The sequence below is a fragment of the Sphingopyxis sp. J-6 genome (assembly GCF_046603995.1).
Lineage (GTDB): Bacteria > Pseudomonadota > Alphaproteobacteria > Sphingomonadales > Sphingomonadaceae > Sphingopyxis.
Window position 1 is genome coordinate 1,771,398 of sequence record NZ_CP145810.1, and the last position, 21,070, is coordinate 1,792,467.

Genomic DNA, 21,070 nt, shown 5'->3' on the forward strand with positions numbered 1-21,070 from the left:
GTTGACTTGCGGTTCGTCCGCCGCGCACTAGGCGGGTTAGGTGCAAGATGCAAAGGGGCGGGCGATGGGCGGCGAACAAGGTTGGGATCGGGCGCGGTGGCTGTGGTGGCTGGCTTTGGCCGGCGGGATCAGTTTTTTCGTTGCCGTGTTCCAGCGGCTCGACGGCCCCGCGATCTGGGCGTGGAAGACGACGGGCGTCGCGTTCCTCGCACTCTGGGCGGCGGCCAATGCGCGCGAAAGAAATGGCTGGCTGATAGCGGCGGTGCTCGGTTTCGGGGCGCTCGGCGATTTTCTGCTCGACGCGAAGGGGCTGATCGCGGGTGCCGCAGCGTTCGCCGCGGGCCATGTGATTGCCATTATCCTGTATCTTGCTAACCGGCGCGCGCAGACGACGCCGTCGCAGCGCCTGCTTGGCTGGCTGACGATGCCGGCGACGCTCGTAATCGTCTGGGCGATGCTGAGTCCGGCGCCGGGCTGGTGGCACGCTGCGGTCTATTCGCTGTTCGTCGCCGCAATGGCCGCCGCGGCATGGGCAAGCCGCTTCCCACGCTATCGCACCGGCATCGGGGCGATGCTGTTCCTTGCGAGCGACCTGTTCATCTTCGCGGGTGAGGGCGGGGTATTGCCCAAATCCGTCACGTTGTGGCTCGTCTGGCCGCTCTATTTTGCGGGGCAGGCGCTGATCGCATGGGGTGTCGTCAGCACGCTCGCCAAGGAAGCGCGCGCCTGATCACGACGGCGGCGCGGCTTCGCCGACGAGCAGAGCTTCGATATCGGGGATCGGCCGGTCGGTCATTTCCTTGACATGCTCGCCTGCCAGCCGGGCGCTGACTTCCTTGTGCCACAGCGGGCGAAGCTCGCCCATCGTGCGCGCGGGCGCGATCACGACCAGATCGTCGAATTCGCCGGCGAGTGCCATCGCATTCACCTTGTCGGCAAGTTCGCGCGCGAAACGATCTTCCTCCTGCTGGTGGAAATCGGTTTCGCCCATCGTGCCGCCGGGCAGACCGGTACCTGCCGGAGCGGGGGACTGGCCTGCGGCGTCGGTCTTGATGTCGCTATCCTTGCGGTCCTCGCGGGTCCGGTGCGACGCGGTGCGCAGGTCGATCTGCTGCTCGTCGCCGTCATTGCGCAGAAACAGCGCCTTGCGGCCGTCGGCGACGAGGACGAGGGTGTTATTGGGGAGGGTCATGATCGTGCTCCTTCTATCGGAGCAACGCGCGGGTTCGCTGCGAAGTTTCCCTACCCGTCCCAAGCAGCGATCGTCGTCCGGTGGAGCAGGCGGTCATAGCCGTCGTAGCCGCCGGTCGCGCGGTGCAGGACCGACCGATTGTCCCACATGATGAGCATGTCGGGTTCCCATATGTGGCTGTAGCGAAATTCCTCGCGTCCCTGCCATTGAATAAGCTCATAGAGCAAAGGCAGCGCCTCGGTATCGTCGAGCCCGTCGAAGCCGATGATATAGCCCGCGCAGCCGAACAGCCCCTTGCGGCCCGTTTCGGGATGGTCGCGGACGAACGGATGGAGCTGTGTTTCGAGCGCTTCGTCGCCGGAGTGGATGTCCATGCTGCGATTCTTGTCATTGGCGCCGTACATGCCCTGCGGCGCATAGCCGGCGCGGGCGCTGTGAATGGCTTGCAATCGCTCGACGCGGGCGCGGAGGTCCGCGGGCATCGCGTCGAGCGCCGCGTGCTGATTGGCAAATTCGGTGTTGCCGCCGACCGGAGGAATGGTGATCCCGAACAGGCAGGTGCCCGCCGGCGGTCGCGCCTGAAAGCTCCAGTCGCTGTGCCAGTTTTCGGCGAACAGCGGTGCGGTCTCGTCGGCCTTGCGTTTCACCGCGATGATATGCGCGCGGCCCGGGATCGGGCGGATGAAGGGATCGTCCCCGAAGCCGCCGAAATAACCGGTGAAGCGTTCGAGATCGTCGTCGTTCATCTTCTGGTCGGGAAACGCCAGGACATGGTGCTCGAGCCATGCCGTCCGGATCGCGGCGACGGTTTCAGGGGTGAGTGGCCGGGTGAGGTCGATGCCGGTCACACGGGCGCCGCACGCCTGGCCGCTGGGGGTGATGCTGATCGTCATGGCGCGATGCTGCGCCGCTCGGCGCGCAAGGTCAATCGGCGCGATAGACCGCCCCGAAAGCTGGTCGAGCCGATGCGTCCGGCGTCCGCGGGCATGATCAATTCAGCCACGCGCCATCTTTGCCGACCTAATTTGATCGACGGGGACCAACACGGAGAAGACACATGTTCCTGTTCAAGAGACTGGCGTTGACGGCGCTGATCGGTGCCAGCGCGCTTGCCGCGCTGCCCGCCGAAGCCGATGCGCGCGACCGCCACCATAGGCACAGCTATTACAGCGACCGCGGCAACGACCGTTATCGCGATTACCGGCGCGACTATCGGCGTGATTATCGCCGCGACTACCGGCGCAGCCACAATCGCGACCGCCGCTACTATAACTGCCGTCGCGGCAGCGGCACGACCGGCCTGATCGTCGGCGGTGCAGCGGGCGCGCTGCTCGGCCGCGAGGTCGACCGTTATGGCGACCGCCTGCCGGGCACGATCATCGGCGGGGCCGCCGGCGCGCTGATCGGCCGCGAGATCGATCGCGGCGGCCGCCGCTGCTGACCGGGCGATAGTCGGATGGCGTCCGTGCCGCGCGTCTTGCGAGGCCGCGCGCGGCGCCAGCCGATACCGGCCCGATTGCGGCCGGCGAATATGGCGGTAGAGTGGGGTGTCGGGCGGAAGCGATTCCGCCGCGCGAGGAGGCCGCTGATGAAGATGCTGATGAAATTTGCGATGACGGTTGGTCTGGGCCTGTCCGTCGCGGCCATCCCCGTGCAAGGTATTGCGGCGCTCCAGCAAGGAGCGAAGGCGCCGGACTTCACACTCAACGCGGCGCAGGCCGGCAAGGAATTCAGCCTTTCGCTGAAGCAGACGCTGCGGGGCGGGCCGGTCGTGCTCTATTTCTTTCCGGCCGCCTTCACGCCCGGCTGCACGGTCGAGGCGCATCTGTTTGCCGAGGCGAACAGCCAGTTCAATCAGCTCGGCGCGCGCGTCATCGGGGTGACGGCGGGCAATATTCACCGCGTCGCCGAATTTTCGCGGTCGGAATGCCGCGACAAGTTCGCAGTCGCTGCCGATCCGGGCGCCAAGGTTGCGGCGAAATATGACGCGACCATGCAGGCCCCCGACAAGACGACGCTCTCCAACCGGACCTCCTATGTGATCGCGCCGAACGGCACGATCCTGCTGAGCTACACCGACAGCAAGCCGCAGGCGCATGTCGAAAAGACGATGGCGGCGGTCCGCGCGTGGAACGCGAGGCGGCGCTAGTCCGGATATGAACATGACGGCGGGCCGGGGCGCCCCCGTGCTTGTCAAAGACCTGGCGCATCTCTATCCCGCGCGCATGGCGCCCGGGACATATCGACCGGCGGATTTCCTCACCAAAGATTGCTTCATCTGAGCCCTGTTCCCAACCCTTACTACGTCGAACCGCTCGGCATCGGGGCGGGCCGCCGCGCGCTTTCGCTGAGTCTCGCGGTGATGATTCCCGCGCTCCTCCTGCTGCTGTTGCTGACCTTCGGCGCGGTGACGCTGCCCATGGAAAAACAGGCGTCCGTGAGCGTAGTGAGCCTCGAGGCCAGCGAGATTGCGGAGCAAAGCAGCGAACCCGCCAGCCCGAAGCAGGAACAGAGCGAAAAACCCGCATCGTCGCCGCAGCCTACGCCCGCGGCCGCGCCGTCGATGCCTCTGCCGCCCCCGCCCGTCGCCGCACCCGAGGCGCCGCCGTCGGCGCCCGCACCAGCCCAGCCGCAGCCTCCCCAGACGAAGTCCACGATCGGCGTTCGGATGCGAGACGGGCCGGTCGGTCCGCCGAACACCGGCGGCTCGTCCGCCTATCGCGATAGCGAACGGGTGGGAACAGCGCCCAACGGCGAGGCCCTCTACGCTGCGGCCTGGTATCGCGAACCGAGCGATGGCGAATTACGGGGCTATCTGTCGACCGCCAGCGGGCCGGGCTGGGGGCTGATCGCGTGCCGGACAGCGCCCGATTACCGCGTCGAAGATTGCGTCGGTCTCGACGAATATCCGAACGGATCGCAGATCACGCGCGCGGTGCTCGCCGCGGCGTGGCAGTTCAGGGTCCGGCCGCCGCGCGTCGGCGGGCAATCGATGGTGGGTGCCTGGGTACGGATCCGGATCGACTATGGCGTCGGACGGCGATCGGGCGGCGGCTGAAAAAAAACGCGGCGCTCAGTCGCGCTTTTGCAAGCTCACCACGGCGTGGATCGGCAACTCCGCATAGATGTGCGGGAATAGCTCGCCGCCGCGCGCTTCTTCCCAGCGGACCGCGTCGCCGAGCTGGATCAAATCCACCTCGGCGATCATCAGGCAGCTTTGCCCCGCGAAATGCTTCGCGATGGTGGCTTCGAGCTGCTCCGCGGTCGACAGGTGGATATAGCCGTCGGCGATATCCACCGGGGCGCCGCGGAACACGCGCTCGCGTTCGAAATCGGCCCATTGCTGCTGGGTCAGCACCTTGAAGGCCGTTGCGGCGGTCATTCGGGCGATGCTTCCGCTTCGGAGGCTTCGGCCGCGGTTTCGGCGGCTTCGCCTTCCTCCTCGTCGCCTTCCTCGATGAGCGCCGCCGAGACGACATGTTCGTCCTTGGCGACATCGAACAGGCGCACGCCCGCGCTGCCACGGCCGATGACGCGCATCGAATCGAGCCCCATGCGGATCAGCTTCGCCTGATCGGTCACCAGCATCAGCTGATGTTCCTTGGTGGCCGGGAAACTGGCGACGACCGGGCCGTTGCGGCCGATATTGTCGATGTTGGTGATCCCCTGACCGCCGCGGCCGGTGCGGCGATATTCATAGGCCGACGACAGCTTGCCATAGCCGTTGGCGCAGACGGTAAGGATGAACTCCTCGCGGGCGGCGAGCTCTTCCATGCGGTCGGCGGGCAGCGTCGGTTCGTTCTCATTATCCTTCCACGGCGCGGCGCGGAGATAGGCTTCTCGCTCGTCGCTTGTCGTGCCGACCTTGTGGAGGATCGAGAGCGAGATCACCTCGTCGCCGTCGGCGAGGCGCATGCCGCGCACACCGGTCGAATTGCGGCTCTGGAACTCGCGGACATCGTCGCCTGCGAAGCGGATCGCCTTGCCCTGTCGCGTCGCGAGCAGGACATCGTCGCTTTCGTCGAGCAAAGCGACGCCGATCAGCCGGTCGTCCTCGTCCTCGCCCTCGAACTTCATCGCGATCTTGCCGTTCGAGGGCACGTTGGTGAAGGCGTCCATGCTGTTACGACGCACATTGCCCTTTGCGGTTGCAAACATGACGTGCAGCTTGCCCCATTCTGCCTCGTCCTCGGGTAGCGGGAGCACGGTCGAGATGGTTTCGCCCTGCGCGAGCGGCAGCAGGTTGATCATCGGGCGGCCGCGCGTCGCGGGCCCGCCTTCGGGCAGGCGCCACACCTTCATGCGATAGACCTTGCCCGCGGTCGAGAAGAACAGCACCGGCGTGTGCGTCGAGGTGACGAACAGGTTGGTGACCACATCCTCGTCCTTGGTCGCCATGCCGGCGCGGCCCTTGCCGCCGCGGCGCTGGGCACGGAAGGTTTCGAGCGGGGTGCGTTTGATATAGCCGTCGAGGGTAACGGTGACGACCATCTCCTCGCGTTCGATCAGATCCTCGTCATCGATGCCGTCGGCGGCGGGGGCGACGAGCGTCTTGCGCGGCGTTGCAAATTCGTCGCGCACCGCGACCAGCTCTTCGCGCATCACGCCATAGAGTTTGACGCGGTCGGCGAGGATCGAAAGCAGTTCCTCAATCTCGGTCGCCAACTCACCGAGTTCCTTACCAATTTCATCGCGGCCAAGCGCGGTGAGGCGGTGGAGGCGGAGGTCGAGGATTGCCTTCACCTGCACTTCGGACAGGCGATAGGTCGCGCTTTCCTCCATCTCGCCCTCGATCGCCTCGACGAGGCGGATGTAGGGGGCGATTTCGCCGATCGGCCATTCGCGTGCGAGCAGCGCTTCGCGGGCCGCCGCGGGCGAGTTCGATCCACGGATGATGCGGACGACTTCGTCGAGATTGCTGACCGCGACGACGAGACCGAGCAAGATATGTGCGCGGTCGCGCGCTTTCGCGAGTTCGAACTTGCAGCGGCGGGTGATCACTTCCTCGCGGAAAGTGATGAAGGCCGAAAGAATATCCTTCAGCCCGAGCATTTCGGGGCGGCCGCCGCGGATCGCGAGCATGTTGGCGGGGAAGCTCGACTGCGCCGGGGTATGGCGCCAGAGCTGGTTGAGCACGACCTCGGCGGTGGCGTCGCGTTTCAATTCGATGACGACGCGGACGCCCTCGCGGTTCGATTCGTCGCGGATGTCGGCGACACCCTCGATGCGCTTGTCGCGCGCCGCCTCGGCGATCTTCTCGACCAGGCCCGACTTGCCGACCTGGAAGGGAATCGACGTCAGAACAATCGACTGGCGGTCGTTCCTACCTTCCTCGATGATGTGCGTCGAGCGCATCATGATAGAGCCGCGGCCGGTGGCGTAAGCGTTGCGCGCGCCGCCCTGGCCGAGCATCATCGCGCCGGTCGGGAAGTCGGGACCGGGGACGATCGCCATCAGCTCCTCGAGCGTGATGTCGGTGCCGCCCGCTAGCTGGCGGTCGATCATTGCGAGCGTCGCGTCGATCACTTCGCCCAAATTGTGCGGCGGGATGTTGGTCGCCATGCCGACCGCGATGCCGCCCGCACCGTTGACGAGCAGGTTCGGGAAACGCGCCGGGAGTACGGTCGGCTCGTCGCGGCTCGCGTCATAGTTGGGCTGGAAGTCGACGGTGTCCTTGTCGAGGTCGTTCAGCAGCACCATCGCGGTCTTCGCGAGCCGCGCTTCGGTATATCGCATCGAGGCCGGCGGATCGGGGTCCATCGAGCCGAAATTGCCCTGACCGTCGATGAGCGGAACGCGCAGCGACCAGTCCTGCGTCATGCGTGCGAGTGCGTCGTAGATCGCGCTGTCGCCATGCGGGTGATAGTTACCCATCACGTCGCCGACGATCTTGGCCGATTTCTTGTACGGACGGCCCGGAACGAAGCCGCCTTCCTGCGCCGCGTAGAGGATGCGGCGGTGCACCGGCTTCAGCCCGTCGCGCACGTCGGGCAGCGCGCGGCTGACGATCACGCTCATCGCGTAATCGAGGTATGAAGTCTTCATTTCGTCGACGATATTGATCGGCGAAACGCCGTCGTCGGACGGTTGCATAGGCGTATTTTCTTCGGTCAAGACCCGGCCTTTTTTCTGCTTATCGGGAGATGCTTTTTGCCTAGCCCATGGGGGTGCGAAAGGCCAGCGATTCGGGCGATTCCGGCCAGATTTTTTGTCTTCTGCGCTTCGCATGCGCGAGGTCCGAAAACGCTGTGTTTTCTGTGCGTTGGATTGACGTCATGGCGTCCATTCCATCCGTCATCCCGGCAGAGGCCGGGATCTCGACCCCGGCTCTCTGCGCACCGGCGGGATCCCGGCCTATGCCGGGGCGACGAGGGGACGAAAGAACGGCCGCTGCGGGCTTGCCAATCGCGCCTCCGCCCCTAAAGCTTCCGCGCGATGATCTATTGCCTGCCTGGGGGGCGCCGGTGACCCTGATCGCGCTCGTCGGCGCCGGTGAAATGCTGCCCGACGGCGGATTGCGCGCGCTCGTCACCGTTGCTGGCGAGACGTTGATCGAGCGGCAGGCGGCGCGCCTCGCCGATGTCGGGGTCACGCATATCGCCGTCGCGGTCGGCGCGGTGCCAGCCGAATTGCTCGCCACATGCGATCGCATCCGCCGCCGCGGGATGAAGGTCACCCCGGTGCGTGCGGCCGCCGACCTGATGGCGCTCGTCGAGGATGACGACCGGATCATCCTCGTCGCCGACGGTTTGCGTGCGGGCGGCACCCATTATGCAGCGATCGCGCGTCCCGGTTCGCCGGCGATCCTCGTGACCGGCGATACGGTGCTGACGCAGGGGTTCGAGCGGATCGATGCGACGCGGCGCTGGGGCGGGCTGGCCTGCATCTCGCCGCCCATGGTCGCCGAACTGGCGAGTATGCCCGGCGAATGGGACATGATGCTCACCCTGCTGCGCCTTGCGGTGCAGGCGGGCGCGAGACGGCTCTATTGCGAGCCAGCGCTGTTCGAACAGGGCGAGATCGCGATCGTCGTCGACCGGCCGACCGCAGCGCTGATCGAACAGTCGAGCCTGCAGCAGGTCGAATATGGCGGCATGGGGCTGGGGCGCTCGGCGGTCATGATGCCGCTGATCCGGCTCGCGGGGCCATTACTCGTCAAATCGCCGACGACGGCGCGATACCTGCCCTATGTCACCGCACTGCTCTGGGTCATCGTCGCGCTGCTCGCGGCGAGCGGCCTTGCCGCCGCCGGAGCGCTCGTCGCGATCCTCGGCGGCTTTGGCCTTACTGCGATGCGTTTTCTGTCGGCGTTCCGCGCCGAAAGCGCGGCGCAGGACCGGGTGCGCGAGGTGATCCGCACCTTCGCGTGGGTCTTGCTCGCGATTTTCCCGTGGCTGCTGTCGCTTGCCGGTCCCGGACACAAGATGCCGCTGTTTTCGGAAGCGGCGCTGGCGCCCTGCCTTGCCGCCGCAATCCTGCTTGCGCGCTGGCTTTACGAGGATTCGGGCGAGCGGCGGCGCTTTCACTGGCTGCTTCCCGATGCCGATCAGGCGTGGATCATGCTCGCGCCGGCGTTGCTCTTCGGCTTTGCGCCGCTGATGTTCGCGATCCTCCCGTTGCTGGCGCTGCTCCAGATATTGCTGTGGGTGCGCCTTGCACGACGCCCGGATGCTTGAAAAACAATGTGGTTCAAGGTTTAGAGCGCATTAACGCCAAACTGTTATTGGCGGGCGCGCATGGTTGATTCATTCTCCTCGCCCGGCATCGACCTGCCGTCGCCGACCTTGTCGGCGCGCCTGCACGAACTTGCACAATATCTCGCAGCGCCCGCGATGGGCCGCCTGACCGAAGAACAACGCGCGCTGTCGCTCGGGATTGCGCGCCGGCTGGTGGCCGACACCGCCGCCCGGCTCGACACGGGGATCGATCAGGGCGCGCTGTGGCACGACTGGCTGCGCAGCGGATTGCCCGGCGCGGATCGCTTTGCTGTGGCGTGTTTCGCGCGGGCCGAGGAGCATCGCTGGCGCGAACAGGCGGCGCAACGTGCAGGATCGCCGCCGATGGCGGACGACGAAAGCGAAGGCGCCGACGGCGCGACCGAGCTGCCCGTTGCCGGCGCGCCGCTGTCCGACGTCGAAGGGGCCTTTCTGGCCTTGCAGATCGCCGACCGACGCCGCTTCGACGCGCTGGGAAATCCGGGCATTGCGATTGCCGATCTCGACGCCGACCTCTTTCGCGCGCTGCTCCTCGATATCGCGGCCTGGCGGCTCGTACAGACGGGCAAGACCGACAGCCTCGCCGAGAGGTTGGGCGAAGCGGTACGCGCCGCGCTTGCGCGACAGGCCGACGAAGCCGGGATCGATCAGGCCGCACGCACCTATCACGACATTCTGGTGGCCGACGCCGCGCGCCTGCCCGAAGCGGTGACGATCGCGATTGCGCGCCACGACTGGCCGACGGTCATCGCACTTGCGGCGGCCGCGCATCGCCGCCCCTATGGCGACATGGCGCTGGCGCTGCTCGCAGCGGAGGCGGCGGCCCTCCCGTCGTTACTCGCTCCGCTGCGCGTCGATCGCACCGCGCTGGCGCCGCTCGAGGCATCGCTGTCGATGCTGGCCGATCGCGCGGTGGCCGGCGGCGTAGCCGGGGACGATTATCCGCCGGAGCGGGGCGCATGAGCGCGCGGGTCGTCCGCGGCCGGATCGACCGTTCGGGCGCGCTGGTCAGTGCCGACGGTCCGCTCCTGCGATTGCAGCAACGCGCCGGCGCCGGTCTCGACAAGCCACTGGCGCTGCCGCACCTCGCGCGGCTGGTCGCGCTCGCGCAGCGCCTGCAGCGCGATATCAGCCGCCCGCTTTATGCCGCAGACGATCATAGTGACGTCCATGCGCTCGTTCGCATCGTGCCCGATGCCGATGGTGCCAGCCTCGAGATCAGCGACTGGCGGACGCGTCCGGTATCGCAGCCGCAGGCTCCGGCGATCGCCGACACCGCGCTCGCGCCGCAGGGCTGGGCGTGGGAATGCGACCAGCAACTGCGGATGATCGCGCTGCGCGCCGGCATCCACGCGCCGCCTGTTCCTGCCGGGTGGGAAGGACGCTCGCTGTCTGAACTGTTCGAACTCCAGCCCGACGATGACGGCCATTTCCCCGTCCTGCGCGCTCTCGCGCGGCAATCGCGTTTCGATACCCAGCGCGTCCGTGCCGATGGCCCCGCCTCGCGGATCGCGATGACGCTGGCGGGCGATGCGCTGTTCGACGCGACGGGGCGGTTTACGGGATTTCGCGGCGTCGCGCAGCTCGCCGAGGCGGCGGCCGAAGTGCCGCAAACGGCGACGCTGGTGGACCCGGCTTTCGGATCGCTGCCCTTGTCGGACCCGCAATTCGGACGCCGGATCGATGGCGCGTTGCGCGGGCCGCTCAGCCGGATCATCGCGACCGCAGAGACGATATCGGGCCAGTTCGACGGCCCGATCCGCGCCGATTATGCGCGTTACGCGGGCGACATCGCGCATGCCGGGCGCCATTTGCTCGGTCTGGTCGACGATCTTGCGGATCTCCAGAATATCGAACGGCCGGGTTTCAAGGCGGCCGCCGATGAAATCGACCTTGGCGACCTCGCGCGGCGCGCGGTCGGGCTGCTCGGCATGAAGGCCGAGGAAAAGAGCATCCGCATCGACGCGCCGCGCGTCGATGACAAGATGCCGGCGACGGGCGAGTTCCGTCGCGTCCTGCAAGTGCTCTTGAACCTGCTCGGAAATGCGATCCGCTATTCGCCCGATCATTCGCAGATATGGATTCGCGTCGACCGCGAGGGCGACCGGGCGATGGTGACCGTTGCAGATCAGGGGCAGGGTATCGACGCCGACCAGCAGGCGGTGGTGTTCGAGAAATTCGAGCGGCTGGGGCGGACCGATAGCGGGGGTTCGGGGCTCGGCCTCTATATCGCGCGCCGCCTTGCACGGGCGATGGACGGCGAACTCACGGTCGACAGCGCTCCGGGGCAGGGCGCGCGCTTCACCCTGAGCCTGCCGGCGCGCGACACCTGAATCGAAACGGCGGCACAGTTTCCTGCGCCGCCGCTCCTGAAATTTAGCCGGGTCGGCGCTTAGCGCTTGTCGACCGGCACATAGGCGCGCTGCGTCGGGCCAGTGTAAAGCTGACGCGGGCGGCCGATCTTCTGCGCGGGGTCCGAGATCATCTCATTCCACTGGGCGACCCAGCCGACGGTGCGGGCGAGGGCGAAGAGTGCGGTGAACATCGTCGTCGGGAAGCCGATCGCCGACAGGATCACGCCCGAATAGAAATCGACGTTCGGGAACAGCTTCTTTTCGACGAAATAGCTGTCGTTGAGCGCCATTTCCTCGAGCTGCAGCGCGACTTCGAAGACGGGGTCGTTGACCTTCAATGCGTCGAACACTTCGCGCACCGTCTTCTGCATCACCGTCGCGCGGGGGTCGTAGTTCTTGTAGACGCGGTGGCCGAAGCCCATCAGGCGGAACGGATCGTCCTTGTCCTTGGCACGCGCGATATATTCGGGGATGCGTTCGGGGCGGCCGATTTCGCGCAGCATGTTGAGCGCCGCTTCGTTCGCGCCGCCGTGCGCCGGGCCCCAGAGGCAGGCGATGCCGGCGGCGATGCATGCGAACGGATTGGCGCCCGACGAACCCGCGAGGCGGACGGTCGAGGTCGACGCATTCTGTTCATGGTCGGCGTGGAGAATGAAAATGCGGTCGAGCGCGCGTTCGACGGCGGGGACGACCTCATACTCCTCCGCCGGGACGCCGAAGGTCATGCGCAGGAAGTTGCCGGTGTAGGAGAGCTTGTTGTCGGGATAGACGAAGGGCTGGCCGACCGAATATTTATACGCCATCGCCGCGATCGTCGGCATCTTGGCGATCAGCCGATGGCTGGCGATCATGCGCTGGTGCGGATCGTGGATTTCGGTCGAGTCGTGATAAAAGGCCGACAGCGCACCGACGACGCCGCACATGATCGCCATCGGGTGCGCGTCGCGGCGGAAACCGCGGTAAAAGGTCGCGAGCTGCTCGTGCAGCATGGTGTGGCGGGTGATCGTGTTATCGAAATTCGCCAGTTCATCGGCGTTCGGCAATTCGCCGTTCAGCAGCAGGTAGCAGACTTCCATGAAGCTCGAATGTTCGGCGAGTTCGCCGATCGGGTAGCCGCGATGCAGGAGCACGCCTTCGTCGCCGTCGATATAGGTGATCTGCGATTCGCAGCTCGCCGTCGAGGTAAAGCCCGGATCATAGGTGAAGGCGCCGGTCTGGGCGTAGAATTTGCGGATATCGACGACGTCGGGTCCGACGGTGCCTGACAGGACAGGGCTGTCGACGGTCTTGTCGCCCAGCGTGATTTTTGCAGTGTCGGTCATATATATTTCCCTGTTCTGACGGCGGGAGTAGCGTGGCTACGCCCCTGCCGGAAAATGTTGCGCTGCGTCAAGTCGCGCCAGACTGACATCGCGTCCGAGCAATAGCAGCACGTCGAAAATTCCCGGGGAAACGGTCCGGCCGGTTAGTGCAGCGCGTAGGGGTTGCGCGAGTTTTCCGAGCCCCAGTCCGGCGGCTTCGGCTTCGGCGCGCACGGCGGCATCCAGCTCTTCTGTCGTCCAATTGTCCAGCGCGCGCAGCCGCTTCGTCACAGCGGCCAGCAGGCCTTCGGGCGAGGCCCTTAGCACCTCTGCCGCCTTTTCGTCCACTGGCAACGGGGCGCCCAGGAACAAGAAAGTTGCGCCATCGGCGATTTCGTCGATCGTTTTTGCACGTGGTTTGAGCGAATCCATTGCGCGAACGAGCAAATCGCGCTCGGCGGTATCGAGTGCGCGGCCGATGAGCTTTTCGACGCGCGGCGCGATGAGGCCGGCCAGCCGCGCGTCGTCGGCTTCGCGAAGATAATGGCCGTTGAGGTTCTCGAGCTTCTTGAAATCGAAACGCGACGGCGAGCGGCCGACATGGTCGAGATCGAACCATTGCACGGCCTGGTCGCGGCCGATGATCTCGTCGTCGCCATGGCCCCAGCCAAGGCGGAGGAGGTAATTGTCCACCGCTTCGGGCAGATAACCCATTTCGTCACGATAGGCATCGACGCCGAGCGCGCCGTGGCGCTTCGACAGCTTGGCGCCGTCGGCGCCGTGGATCAGCGGAACATGGGCATAGGCGGGCTCGCGCCAGCCCATCGCGCGGATCAGCGCGAGCTGGCGGAAGGCGTTGTTGAGATGGTCGTCGCCCCGGATGACGTGCGTGATGCCCATATCGTTGTCGTCGACGACGACGCTGAGCATATAGGTCGGTGTGCCGTCGCTGCGCAGCAGGACGAAATCGTCGAGTTCGGCATTCTGGACCGTGACTGCGCCCTGCACCTTGTCGTGGATCGTGACCTCGCCGTCCTGCGGCGCGCGCAGGCGGACAACGTGCGGGGCGGCGGGATCGCCGTCGTCGCGGTCGCGCCAGGGGCTGCGGACGCGGAAGGGCAGGCGCTTTTCCTGCGCTTCGGCGCGCATCGCGGCGAGTTCGTCCTGCGTCAGATAGCAGCGATAGGCCTCGCCCTTTGCGAGCAGTTTGGCAGCGACTTCGGCGTGGCGCGGGGCGCGGGCGAACTGGAACACCGTCTCGCCGTCCCAGTCCAGATCGAGCCACTGCATCCCGTCGAGGATTGCGTCGATCGCGGCGTCGGTCGAACGGGCGCGGTCGGTATCCTCGATACGGAGCAGGAATTTGCCGCCATGATGGCGCGCAAACAGCCAGTTGAAGAGCGCGGTGCGCGCGCCGCCGATATGGAGATAGCCGGTCGGCGAGGGCGCAAAGCGCGTCACGACGGCGGCGCCGGTGGCTTCGTTCGGATCGGTCTGGTTTTCGGTTGCCACTACGGCCTCTTTCACTCACTCTGCCGCCCCCGGACAGGTGCGGGGACGGGGTCGGGGGAGCCCCTAGCATGGCGACAAGGCAGCTTCAAACGCCGTTTGATGGCCGATGGGCGGGTGGCCGGGCGCGGCTGCTAGCGAATATCGAGGCGCGGCTGGAAGCCGAGCGCGAGCGCATCGGATTGTGGCTGCCCGTCGCGTTCGGGGCGGGGATCGCGGCGTGGTTCGCGCTTCCCGCGGCAGCCCACTGGATCGGATTGTTGCTGTCGCTCGGCGGCGGGCTGCTCGCGGGGTTGCTGATCGGCTGGCAGCGGCGCCTGGGCCGGATAGTCGTGATCGGCTGTACCGTCATGGCGCTGGGCCTGCTGCTCGTCTGGGCGCGCGCAAGCTGGGTCGCGGCGCCGGTACTGGCGCGGCCGGTGACCACCGAGTTTTCGGCACGGGTCGAGCGCGTCGAGCCGCTTCCTGCCCGCGAGCAAGTGCGCATCCTTGTCCACCCGCAGCAGCGTGCCGACCTGCCGCCGCGCCTGCGGCTGACGCTTGGCAGCGAGCAAGCGGCGGGATTGTCCGGCGGCGAACTGGTTGCGGTGCGGGCGCGGCTGATGCCGCCGCCGCCCGCCAACCTGCCGGGCGGTTATGATTTCGCGCGGCGCGCCTGGTTCGACGGGATCGGCGCGGTCGGGACGGTGCTCGGCGACGTCGCACGCGCGCCGGGGGCGGCCGAGAGCACCCCGCCGCTGCGCATGCGGCTAAGTGGGCACATCCAGCAGCAGGTCGAAGGATCGGCGGGCGGCATCGCTGCGGCACTGGTCACGGGGGATCAGGGCGCGATCAGCGAGGCGGATTCGGAAGCAATGCGGCGTAGCGGCCTCGCGCATCTGCTGTCGATCAGCGGGCTCCATGTGACCGCGGTCGTCGGCTTCACGATGTTCCTGCTGATCCGGCTGCTCGCGCTGAGTCCGCGGCTGGCGCTGCGCGGCGTCGTGCTCGCGGCGGCGGCGGGCGGCGCGGCGCTTGCGGGGGTCGGCTATACATGGCTCAGCGGCGCCGAGGTGCCGACGATCCGCTCGTGTGTCGCGGCGCTGCTCGTACTTGCGGCGTTCCTGCTCGGGCGCGAGGCGCTGACGCTGCGCTTGGTCGCGGCGGGGGCGCTGATCGTGCTCGTCTGGCGGCCCGAGGCGCTCGCGGGGCCAAGCTTCCAGCTCAGCTTTGCGGCGGTCACCGCGATCATCGCGCTGCACGAAAGCCCGCGGATGCGCCGCTTCCTCGAACGGCGCGACGAGCGCTGGATCGTCCGCGCCGGCCGCGGCGTCGCCGGGCTGCTGATTACCGGTTTTGTCGTCGAAATCGCACTGGCGCCTATCGCCTTGTTCCATTTTCACAAGGCGGGGCTTTACGGCGCGCTCGCCAATGTCGTCGCGATCCCGCTCACGACTTTCGTTATCATGCCCGCCGAAGCGCTCGCGCTGTTGTTCGGCAGCGTCGGGCTCGGCGCGCCCTTCTGGTGGGTGGCGAAAAAGGCGCTCGCCTTGCTCCTGCTGCTGGCGCACGGCGTCGCCGGCGCGCCGGGAGCGGTCGCGACCTTGCCGTCCTTCCCGCCCGGTGGATTCGCGCTCGCGGTTTTCGGGGGATTATGGCTGCTGCTGTGGCGGACGTCATGGCGGTTGGCCGGCGCCGTGCCGCTCGCCATCGGGATCGCCTCGCTGCTCGCGCAGCCGCGGCCCGATATATTGGTCACCGGCGACGGCCGTCACATCGCGGTGGCGGTGCCGGGCGGCGGCTATGCGCTGCTACGCGATCGAGCGGGCGATTTCATCCGCGATTCGCTGTCCGAAGCGGCGGGGGTCGATACCCCGCTCGTCGCGCTCGCCGAACTCGATCATGTGTCGTGCAACCGCGATTTCTGCCGCTGGCGGCAACAAGCGGGCAATGGGGCCACAGGCAATGCCGGGCGCATTATTCTCGCCGCGCGCGGCCGCGACCGGATCGACGGCGCCGATATGGCAGCGGCCTGCGCCGCTGCCGACGTCGTGATCAGCGACCGCTGGCTGCCGCACGAATGCGTCGCACGCTGGCTGACGATCGACCGCGACAGCCTGACCGAAACCGGCGGGCTGGCGCTATACCTCGGCAAGGAGCCACGCGCGAGCACCAGCTTGCGCGCCGGTGACGCGCATCCGTGGCGCCGGCCCCAGCAGGTCAGTGGTAACGACGAAGCAGTCCCGACAGGCGCCCTTGCACGATGACCCGCTCGGCGGGGTAGCGCTGCGGCTCATAGGCGCTGTTCGCCGGATCGAGCCGGATCATCTGACCTTCGCGGCGGAAATATTTGAGCGTTGCATCCTGCCCGTCGACGAGCGCGACAACGATATCGCCCTCGCGTGCGGTGCTGGCCTTCTGGATCAGCGCATAGTCGCCGTCGAAGATTCCCGCTTCGACCATCGAATCGCCCGAAACTTCGAGCGCATAATGTTCGCCCGCGCCGAGCAGTGCCGCCGGGACCGCGAGATTATTGTGATCCTCGAACGCCTCGATCGGCACGCCGGCAGCGATCTTGCCGTGCAGCGGAACTTCGATGATGTCGTTCGCCGCGATCGGGCGCATCGCAGGCGGACTCTTGCGCAGCGGCACGACATTTTCGCGTGCGGGCGCAGCCTTTGCCGTTTCGGGCAGCTTCACCACTTCGAGCGCACGGGCCCGGTTGGGAAGGCGGCGCAGGAAACCGCGTTCCTCGAGCGCGCTGATCAGCCGGTGGATGCCCGACTTGGATTTCAGACCCAGCGCTTCCTTCATTTCCTCGAACGACGGCGAAATGCCGCTTGCGTCGAGCTTTTGCTGGATGAAGTGAAGCAGTTCATGCTGCTTGGCGGTCAACATCGATCATTCTCCGTCAGGACCAGAACCGGACATAATGAGAACGATAGTGGAACAGACCGGAACTTGTCAAGCGATGTCGATATAGTCGGCGATCTCGCCGGCCGCGCGCGCGGGCGCGCCGATTTCGCGGATGAGCAGGGCGTCGGCTTCGACCAGCGGCGCGGTCTGACCGCTGTCCTGACTGTCGAGGGCGCGGAGCGCACTGCCTTCGATCCGGGCGCGCAGATAGTCGCGGCGGCTTCCCCCGGCGGCAAGCGTTGCGGCGAGCGGTGCCTGGCGGATTGGGGGAAGCGGATGTGCTGCGCCCGCAAGATGGCGGATCAGTGGCAGCAGGAAGAGCGTCGCGGTGACGAAGGCCGAGCCGGGGTTGCCGGGCAGCCCGAGGAGCAGCGCGTCGTCGACGCTTCCCGCGATCAGCGGCTTGCCCGGCCGCATCGCGATCTTCCAGAAATCGAGCCGGCCGCCAGCGTCGTCGAGGGCGCCGCGAACATGGTCATGATCGCCCACGGACGCACCCCCGACGGTGACGATGACGTCATGGTGTCGCGCCAACTCCTTGATAGCATTGGCAATCGACATGCGGTCGTCGCGCATATGGAGCGGCAGGTCGACGTCGGCGGGAGCGGCGGCGAGCATCGCCGCGAGCATCGCGCCGTTGCTGTTCGGGATCTGGCCGGGCGCGAGCGCGCGGCCCGGCGCGATAAGCTCGTCGCCGGTGGTCAGGATTGCGACACGCGGCCGCGATCCGACGCGAACCTCGCCCGCACCGCCCATGATCCCGGCGGCGATCGCGCCGGCGCCCATATGCGTTCCGGCGGCAAGCAAGCGCGTGCCGGCGGCGAAATCGCCGGCGCGTTCCCGAATATGGCGCCCCCGGGTGCCGGGGCCGTCGCCGGTCAGCGTCAAGGCGGTGCCCGCTGCCGCGACATCTTCCTGGAGGACGACGGTGTCGGCACCGTCCGGAAGCATCGCGCCGGTGAAGATGCGCATCGCCTCGCCGGCGCCCACCGCCCGGTCCGGGGCCGCGCCAGCGGCGACCTCGCCGGTGATCGTCCACGGCCCCGGCATATCGGCAAAACGGATCGCATAGCCGTCCATCGCCGACAGCGGCGCCGCGGGCTGGTCGCGCGATGCGACGACATCCTGTGAAAGATAGCGTCCAAGCGATTCGGAAACGGCAATATTTTCTGTCGCCAGCGGAGCGCGGAGCGCGAGCAGGCGCGCCTGCGCTTCCTCGACCGGCAGCAGGCCGCTCATCCGGCGCGCCAGTCGCCCGAGCGGCCGCCACTCTTTTCGAGCAGGCGGATGTCGCTGAGGATCATCGCGCGGTCGAGCGCCTTGGCCATGTCATAAAGGGTAAGCAGCGCGACCGATGCGGCGGTGAGCGCTTCCATCTCGACCCCGGTCGGCCCGGTCGTTGCCGCGACCGCGCGCACCGAAATGCCGCCTTCTTCCCAGTCGAATTCGACACTGACCTGCGTCAGCGCGATCGGGTGGCAGAGCGGGATGAGGTCGGCGGTGCGTTTCGCCGCCATGATGCCGGCGATCCGCGCGGTCGACAGCACGTCGCCTTTCGGCGCATTGCCGCTGCGGATCGCTGCGAGCGCCTCGGCCGACATGGCGATGCGCCCGCCCGCCACGGCGCGGCGTCCGGTTGCCGCCTTGCCGCCGACATCGACCATATGCGCCGCACCCGTTTCGTCGAGGTGCGTCGGGCGGGTCATGCCGCCGCTCCGGTGAGCAGCGCCTTTGTTGCCGCCGTGACGTCGGGCTGACGCATCAGGCTTTCGCCGACGAGGAAGCCTCTGACGCCACTGGCTGCCAGCCGTTCGCAATCGGCATGGCTGGCGATGCCGCTTTCGCCGACGAGCAAGGTGCCTGGCGGGACCAGTTCGGCGAGGCGTTCGGTGACGCCCAGATCGGATTCGAAGGTGCGGAGATCGCGGTTGTTGACGCCGATCAGCCGCGACGTCAGCTTGCCCAAGGCACGCTCGAGTTCGGCCTCGTCATGGACTTCGACGAGCACGTCCATGCCGCGCTCGACCGCCGCCGCCTCGATGTCCTGCATGACGCCGTCTTCGAGCGCGGCGACGATGATAAGGATCGCATCGGCACCGATCGCGCGTGCCTCGGCAACCTGCCAGGGATCGATCATGAAATCCTTGCGCAGCGCGGGCAGGGCACAGGCAGCGCGCGCGGCGACCAGATAATTCTCGTGCCCCTGAAAATAGGGCGCATCGGTCAGTACCGACAGACAGGCAGCGCCCCCGGCCTCATATTGGCGCGCATGATCCGCCGGATTAAAATCCTCCCGGATCAGTCCTTTGGATGGCGATGCTTTCTTGATTTCGGCGATCAGGCCAAAGCCGCCGGCGTCGATTTTAGCCTGAAGCGCGGCGGCAAAACCGCGGACGGGACCCGCGTCGATCGCATCGAGATCGGCGAAGGAGTGCACCGCGCGGCGCGCGGCGACCTCTTCGGCCTTGGTGGCAAGTATCTGGGTGAGCTTGTTCATTTATAGGCGATCCAGCAATTGAGCAGCGCGTTGGCAAGGCCCTTGTCGATCGCCTCGGCAGCCTCCTCGACACCTTCGAGCAACGTGTCGGCGGCGCCGGCGACAACGAGCGCTTCGGCAGCGTTATAGAGCACGGCGTCGCGGTAGGCGCCGGGTTCGCCTTGCAGCAGGGCGCGCAGCGCTTTCGCGTTATATGTCGCATCGCCGCCGCGAAGCTCGTCGAGCGATCGTGTCGGAAGACCGGCATCGGCGGCGATGCTGCGTTGCATCCGGACCCCCTCGGGCGTGATCACCGCGACCTCGTTGCCGCCGGCCAGCGACAGCTCGTCGAGCCCCTCGTCGCCCGAAATGACGCGCGAATGGTCGGTGCCGAGCCGGTGGAGCGCTTCGGCATAGACGGGGACATAGGCGGGGCGGGCGATGCCGATGAGCTGGCGCGTGACGCGCGCGGGATTGGCGAGCGGACCCATGAGGTTAAAGATCGTCCGTCGCCCGATTGCCTTGCGGATCGGCATGATGCGCTTCATCGCGGGGTGACGCGTCCCGGCGAAGAGGAAGCAGATGCCGAGATCGGCGAGCTGCGCCTCGGCCTGCCGGTCGGCGCGTTCCATGTCGAGGCCAAGTGCTTCCAGCGTATCGGCGGCGCCGGACTTCGAGGAAGCGGCTCTATTTCCGTGCTTTGCGACGGGAACTTCGCATGCGGCAACAACAATCGACACGGCGGTCGAGACGTTGAGCGTATGATGGCCGTCGCCGCCGGTGCCGCAGACGTCGATTGCGCCGGCGGGCGCCGCGACAGGGATCAGCCGGTCGCGCATCGCCTGCGCGGCGGCAGCGATTTCGACCATCGTTTCGCCGCGATCGGAGAGGGCGATCAGAAATTCGGACACCTGTTCGTCGGTCGCGCCGCCATCGAGCATCGTCGCGAAGGCATCGGCCGCTTCGTCGTGATCGAGCAGCGCCGAGGGGTCGGGAAAGGGACCGAAGCGGCTCATGCCGCCTTCCGTTCGCCGACCGGGAGCCCGGCGATCTTCAGGAAATTGGCGAGCATCGCATGGCCGTGCTCGGTCGCGATGCTTTCGGGGTGGAACTGGACGGCGTGGATCGGGAGGTCGGTGTGGCGGAATCCCATCACGGCGCCATCGTCGCTCGTCGCGTTGATGACGAGGCTGGCCGGGATGTCGACGACTTCGAGGCTGTGATAGCGCGTCGCGGTGAGCGGCGAGGGCAGGCCGGTGAACAGCCCGCTGCCGTCGTGGCACACCGGCGACGTCTTGCCGTGCATCAGGTGGCCGCGCTGGACGGTGCCGCCGAAATGCTGGCCGATCGCCTGATGACCGAGGCAGACGCCAAGCAGCGGCCGCGCGGCGTCGGCGCAGGCGGCGACGAGATCGAGGCTGATCCCCGCCTCGTTGGGCGTGCAGGGGCCGGGCGAGATCAGGATCGCATCAGCGCCGCTGGCCAATGCAGCCGCGGCGGTCAGCGCATCGTTGCGCTCGACGCGCACCTCGGCGCCCAGCTCGATCAGATAATGAACGAGATTGAAGGTGAAGCTGTCGTAATTGTCGATGACGAGGATCATGGCGGCGCACTACCGGTTTTGCGGG

The 21,070-nt window shown here is 66.9% G+C and carries 20 protein-coding genes; 8 read left to right on the forward strand and 12 right to left on the reverse strand.

Annotated elements, in window-relative coordinates; translation table 11 throughout:
- Nucleotides 1–40: 40 nt before the first annotated feature.
- Nucleotides 41–730, forward strand: a complete 690-nt coding sequence (locus V6U71_RS08505; RefSeq protein ID WP_411341830.1) for a lysoplasmalogenase family protein — start codon at nucleotides 41–43, stop codon at nucleotides 728–730.
- On the opposite strand, the gene V6U71_RS08510 is transcribed toward V6U71_RS08505, so the two are convergent.
- A complete protein-coding gene (locus V6U71_RS08510; RefSeq protein ID WP_411341831.1) occupies nucleotides 731–1,192 on the reverse strand; it encodes a host attachment family protein in 462 nt (153 codons plus the stop codon).
- 50 nt (nucleotides 1,193–1,242) lie between these two features.
- The gene (locus V6U71_RS08515) at nucleotides 1,243–2,085 is read right to left on the reverse strand and encodes a TauD/TfdA dioxygenase family protein (protein WP_411341832.1); all 843 of its coding nucleotides are present in this window, start codon (nucleotides 2,083–2,085) and stop codon (nucleotides 1,243–1,245) included.
- Nucleotides 2,086–2,249: 164 nt separating this feature from the next.
- Here V6U71_RS08515 and V6U71_RS08520 point away from each other — a divergent pair, with 164 nt between their 5' ends.
- From V6U71_RS08520 to V6U71_RS08530, 3 genes are all read left to right on the forward strand, one after another.
- Nucleotides 2,250–2,633, forward strand: coding sequence for a glycine zipper 2TM domain-containing protein (locus tag V6U71_RS08520; protein WP_411341833.1), 384 nt, complete (start codon nucleotides 2,250–2,252; stop codon nucleotides 2,631–2,633).
- A 147-nt stretch (nucleotides 2,634–2,780) separates the two neighbouring features.
- A complete protein-coding gene (locus V6U71_RS08525; RefSeq protein ID WP_411341834.1) occupies nucleotides 2,781–3,341 on the forward strand; it encodes a peroxiredoxin in 561 nt (186 codons plus the stop codon).
- 120 nt (nucleotides 3,342–3,461) lie between these two features.
- Nucleotides 3,462–4,250, forward strand: a complete 789-nt coding sequence (locus V6U71_RS08530; RefSeq protein WP_411341835.1) for a hypothetical protein — start codon at nucleotides 3,462–3,464, stop codon at nucleotides 4,248–4,250.
- Nucleotides 4,251–4,265: 15 nt separating this feature from the next.
- On the opposite strand, the gene V6U71_RS08535 is transcribed toward V6U71_RS08530, so the two are convergent.
- Both V6U71_RS08535 and gyrA read right to left on the reverse strand, forming a co-directional pair.
- Nucleotides 4,266–4,574, reverse strand: coding sequence for a DUF952 domain-containing protein (locus tag V6U71_RS08535; protein ID WP_411341836.1), 309 nt, complete (start codon nucleotides 4,572–4,574; stop codon nucleotides 4,266–4,268).
- A complete protein-coding gene (gene gyrA / locus V6U71_RS08540) occupies nucleotides 4,571–7,285 on the reverse strand; it encodes a DNA gyrase subunit A (RefSeq protein ID WP_411341837.1) in 2,715 nt (904 codons plus the stop codon). The genes V6U71_RS08535 and gyrA overlap by 4 nt, the downstream gene beginning before the upstream one ends.
- Before the next feature lie 371 nt (nucleotides 7,286–7,656).
- Between gyrA and V6U71_RS08545 the strand changes: the two genes are divergently transcribed.
- The 3 genes from V6U71_RS08545 to V6U71_RS08555 are packed head-to-tail and all read left to right on the forward strand — an operon-like array spanning nucleotide 7,657 to nucleotide 11,240.
- The gene (locus tag V6U71_RS08545; protein WP_411341838.1) at nucleotides 7,657–8,868 is read left to right on the forward strand and encodes a hypothetical protein; all 1,212 of its coding nucleotides are present in this window, start codon (nucleotides 7,657–7,659) and stop codon (nucleotides 8,866–8,868) included.
- Nucleotides 8,869–8,928: 60 nt separating this feature from the next.
- Nucleotides 8,929–9,870 carry a hypothetical protein gene (locus tag V6U71_RS08550; RefSeq protein WP_411341839.1) on the forward strand — a complete coding sequence of 314 codons (942 nt, stop codon included), beginning with the start codon at nucleotides 8,929–8,931 and terminating at the stop codon, nucleotides 9,868–9,870.
- Nucleotides 9,867–11,240, forward strand: coding sequence for a sensor histidine kinase (locus tag V6U71_RS08555; RefSeq protein ID WP_411341840.1), 1,374 nt, complete (start codon nucleotides 9,867–9,869; stop codon nucleotides 11,238–11,240). The genes V6U71_RS08550 and V6U71_RS08555 overlap by 4 nt, the downstream gene beginning before the upstream one ends.
- Before the next feature lie 59 nt (nucleotides 11,241–11,299).
- Here the strand turns inward: V6U71_RS08555 and V6U71_RS08560 are convergent, their stop codons facing one another.
- Together V6U71_RS08560 and gltX are read right to left on the reverse strand one after the other, a co-directional pair.
- Nucleotides 11,300–12,583 carry a citrate synthase gene (locus tag V6U71_RS08560; protein ID WP_411341841.1) on the reverse strand — a complete coding sequence of 428 codons (1,284 nt, stop codon included), beginning with the start codon at nucleotides 12,581–12,583 and terminating at the stop codon, nucleotides 11,300–11,302.
- Between the two features lie 36 nt (nucleotides 12,584–12,619).
- Nucleotides 12,620–14,074: a glutamate--tRNA ligase gene (gene gltX, locus V6U71_RS08565; RefSeq protein WP_411341842.1), complete on the reverse strand. Its 1,455-nt coding sequence runs from the start codon at nucleotides 14,072–14,074 to the stop codon at nucleotides 12,620–12,622.
- Between the two features lie 68 nt (nucleotides 14,075–14,142).
- Between gltX and V6U71_RS08570 the strand changes: the two genes are divergently transcribed.
- The gene (locus tag V6U71_RS08570) at nucleotides 14,143–16,317 is read left to right on the forward strand and encodes a ComEC/Rec2 family competence protein (RefSeq protein ID WP_411341843.1); all 2,175 of its coding nucleotides are present in this window, start codon (nucleotides 14,143–14,145) and stop codon (nucleotides 16,315–16,317) included.
- On the opposite strand, the gene lexA is transcribed toward V6U71_RS08570, so the two are convergent.
- From lexA to V6U71_RS08600, 6 genes are all read right to left on the reverse strand, one after another.
- Nucleotides 16,271–16,948 carry a transcriptional repressor LexA gene (gene lexA, locus V6U71_RS08575; protein ID WP_054726550.1) on the reverse strand — a complete coding sequence of 226 codons (678 nt, stop codon included), beginning with the start codon at nucleotides 16,946–16,948 and terminating at the stop codon, nucleotides 16,271–16,273. The genes V6U71_RS08570 and lexA overlap by 47 nt on opposite strands.
- 66 nt (nucleotides 16,949–17,014) lie before the next feature.
- Nucleotides 17,015–18,205, reverse strand: a complete 1,191-nt coding sequence (locus V6U71_RS08580; protein ID WP_411341844.1) for a molybdopterin molybdotransferase MoeA — start codon at nucleotides 18,203–18,205, stop codon at nucleotides 17,015–17,017.
- On the reverse strand, nucleotides 18,202–18,672 hold the full coding sequence (moaC, locus tag V6U71_RS08585; protein ID WP_411341845.1) for a cyclic pyranopterin monophosphate synthase MoaC: 471 nt from the start codon (nucleotides 18,670–18,672) through the stop codon (nucleotides 18,202–18,204). Before moaC ends, V6U71_RS08580 begins: the two co-directional genes overlap by 4 nt.
- The gene (gene trpC / locus V6U71_RS08590; protein WP_411341846.1) at nucleotides 18,669–19,463 is read right to left on the reverse strand and encodes an indole-3-glycerol phosphate synthase TrpC; all 795 of its coding nucleotides are present in this window, start codon (nucleotides 19,461–19,463) and stop codon (nucleotides 18,669–18,671) included. The genes moaC and trpC overlap by 4 nt, the downstream gene beginning before the upstream one ends.
- Nucleotides 19,460–20,458, reverse strand: coding sequence for an anthranilate phosphoribosyltransferase (gene trpD, locus V6U71_RS08595; protein ID WP_411341847.1), 999 nt, complete (start codon nucleotides 20,456–20,458; stop codon nucleotides 19,460–19,462). Before trpD ends, trpC begins: the two co-directional genes overlap by 4 nt.
- Nucleotides 20,455–21,045 (reverse strand): anthranilate synthase component II, encoded by a 591-nt coding sequence (locus V6U71_RS08600; protein WP_411341848.1) that lies wholly within the window; start codon nucleotides 21,043–21,045, stop codon nucleotides 20,455–20,457. The genes trpD and V6U71_RS08600 overlap by 4 nt, the downstream gene beginning before the upstream one ends.
- Between the last annotated feature and the right edge of the window lie 25 nt (nucleotides 21,046–21,070).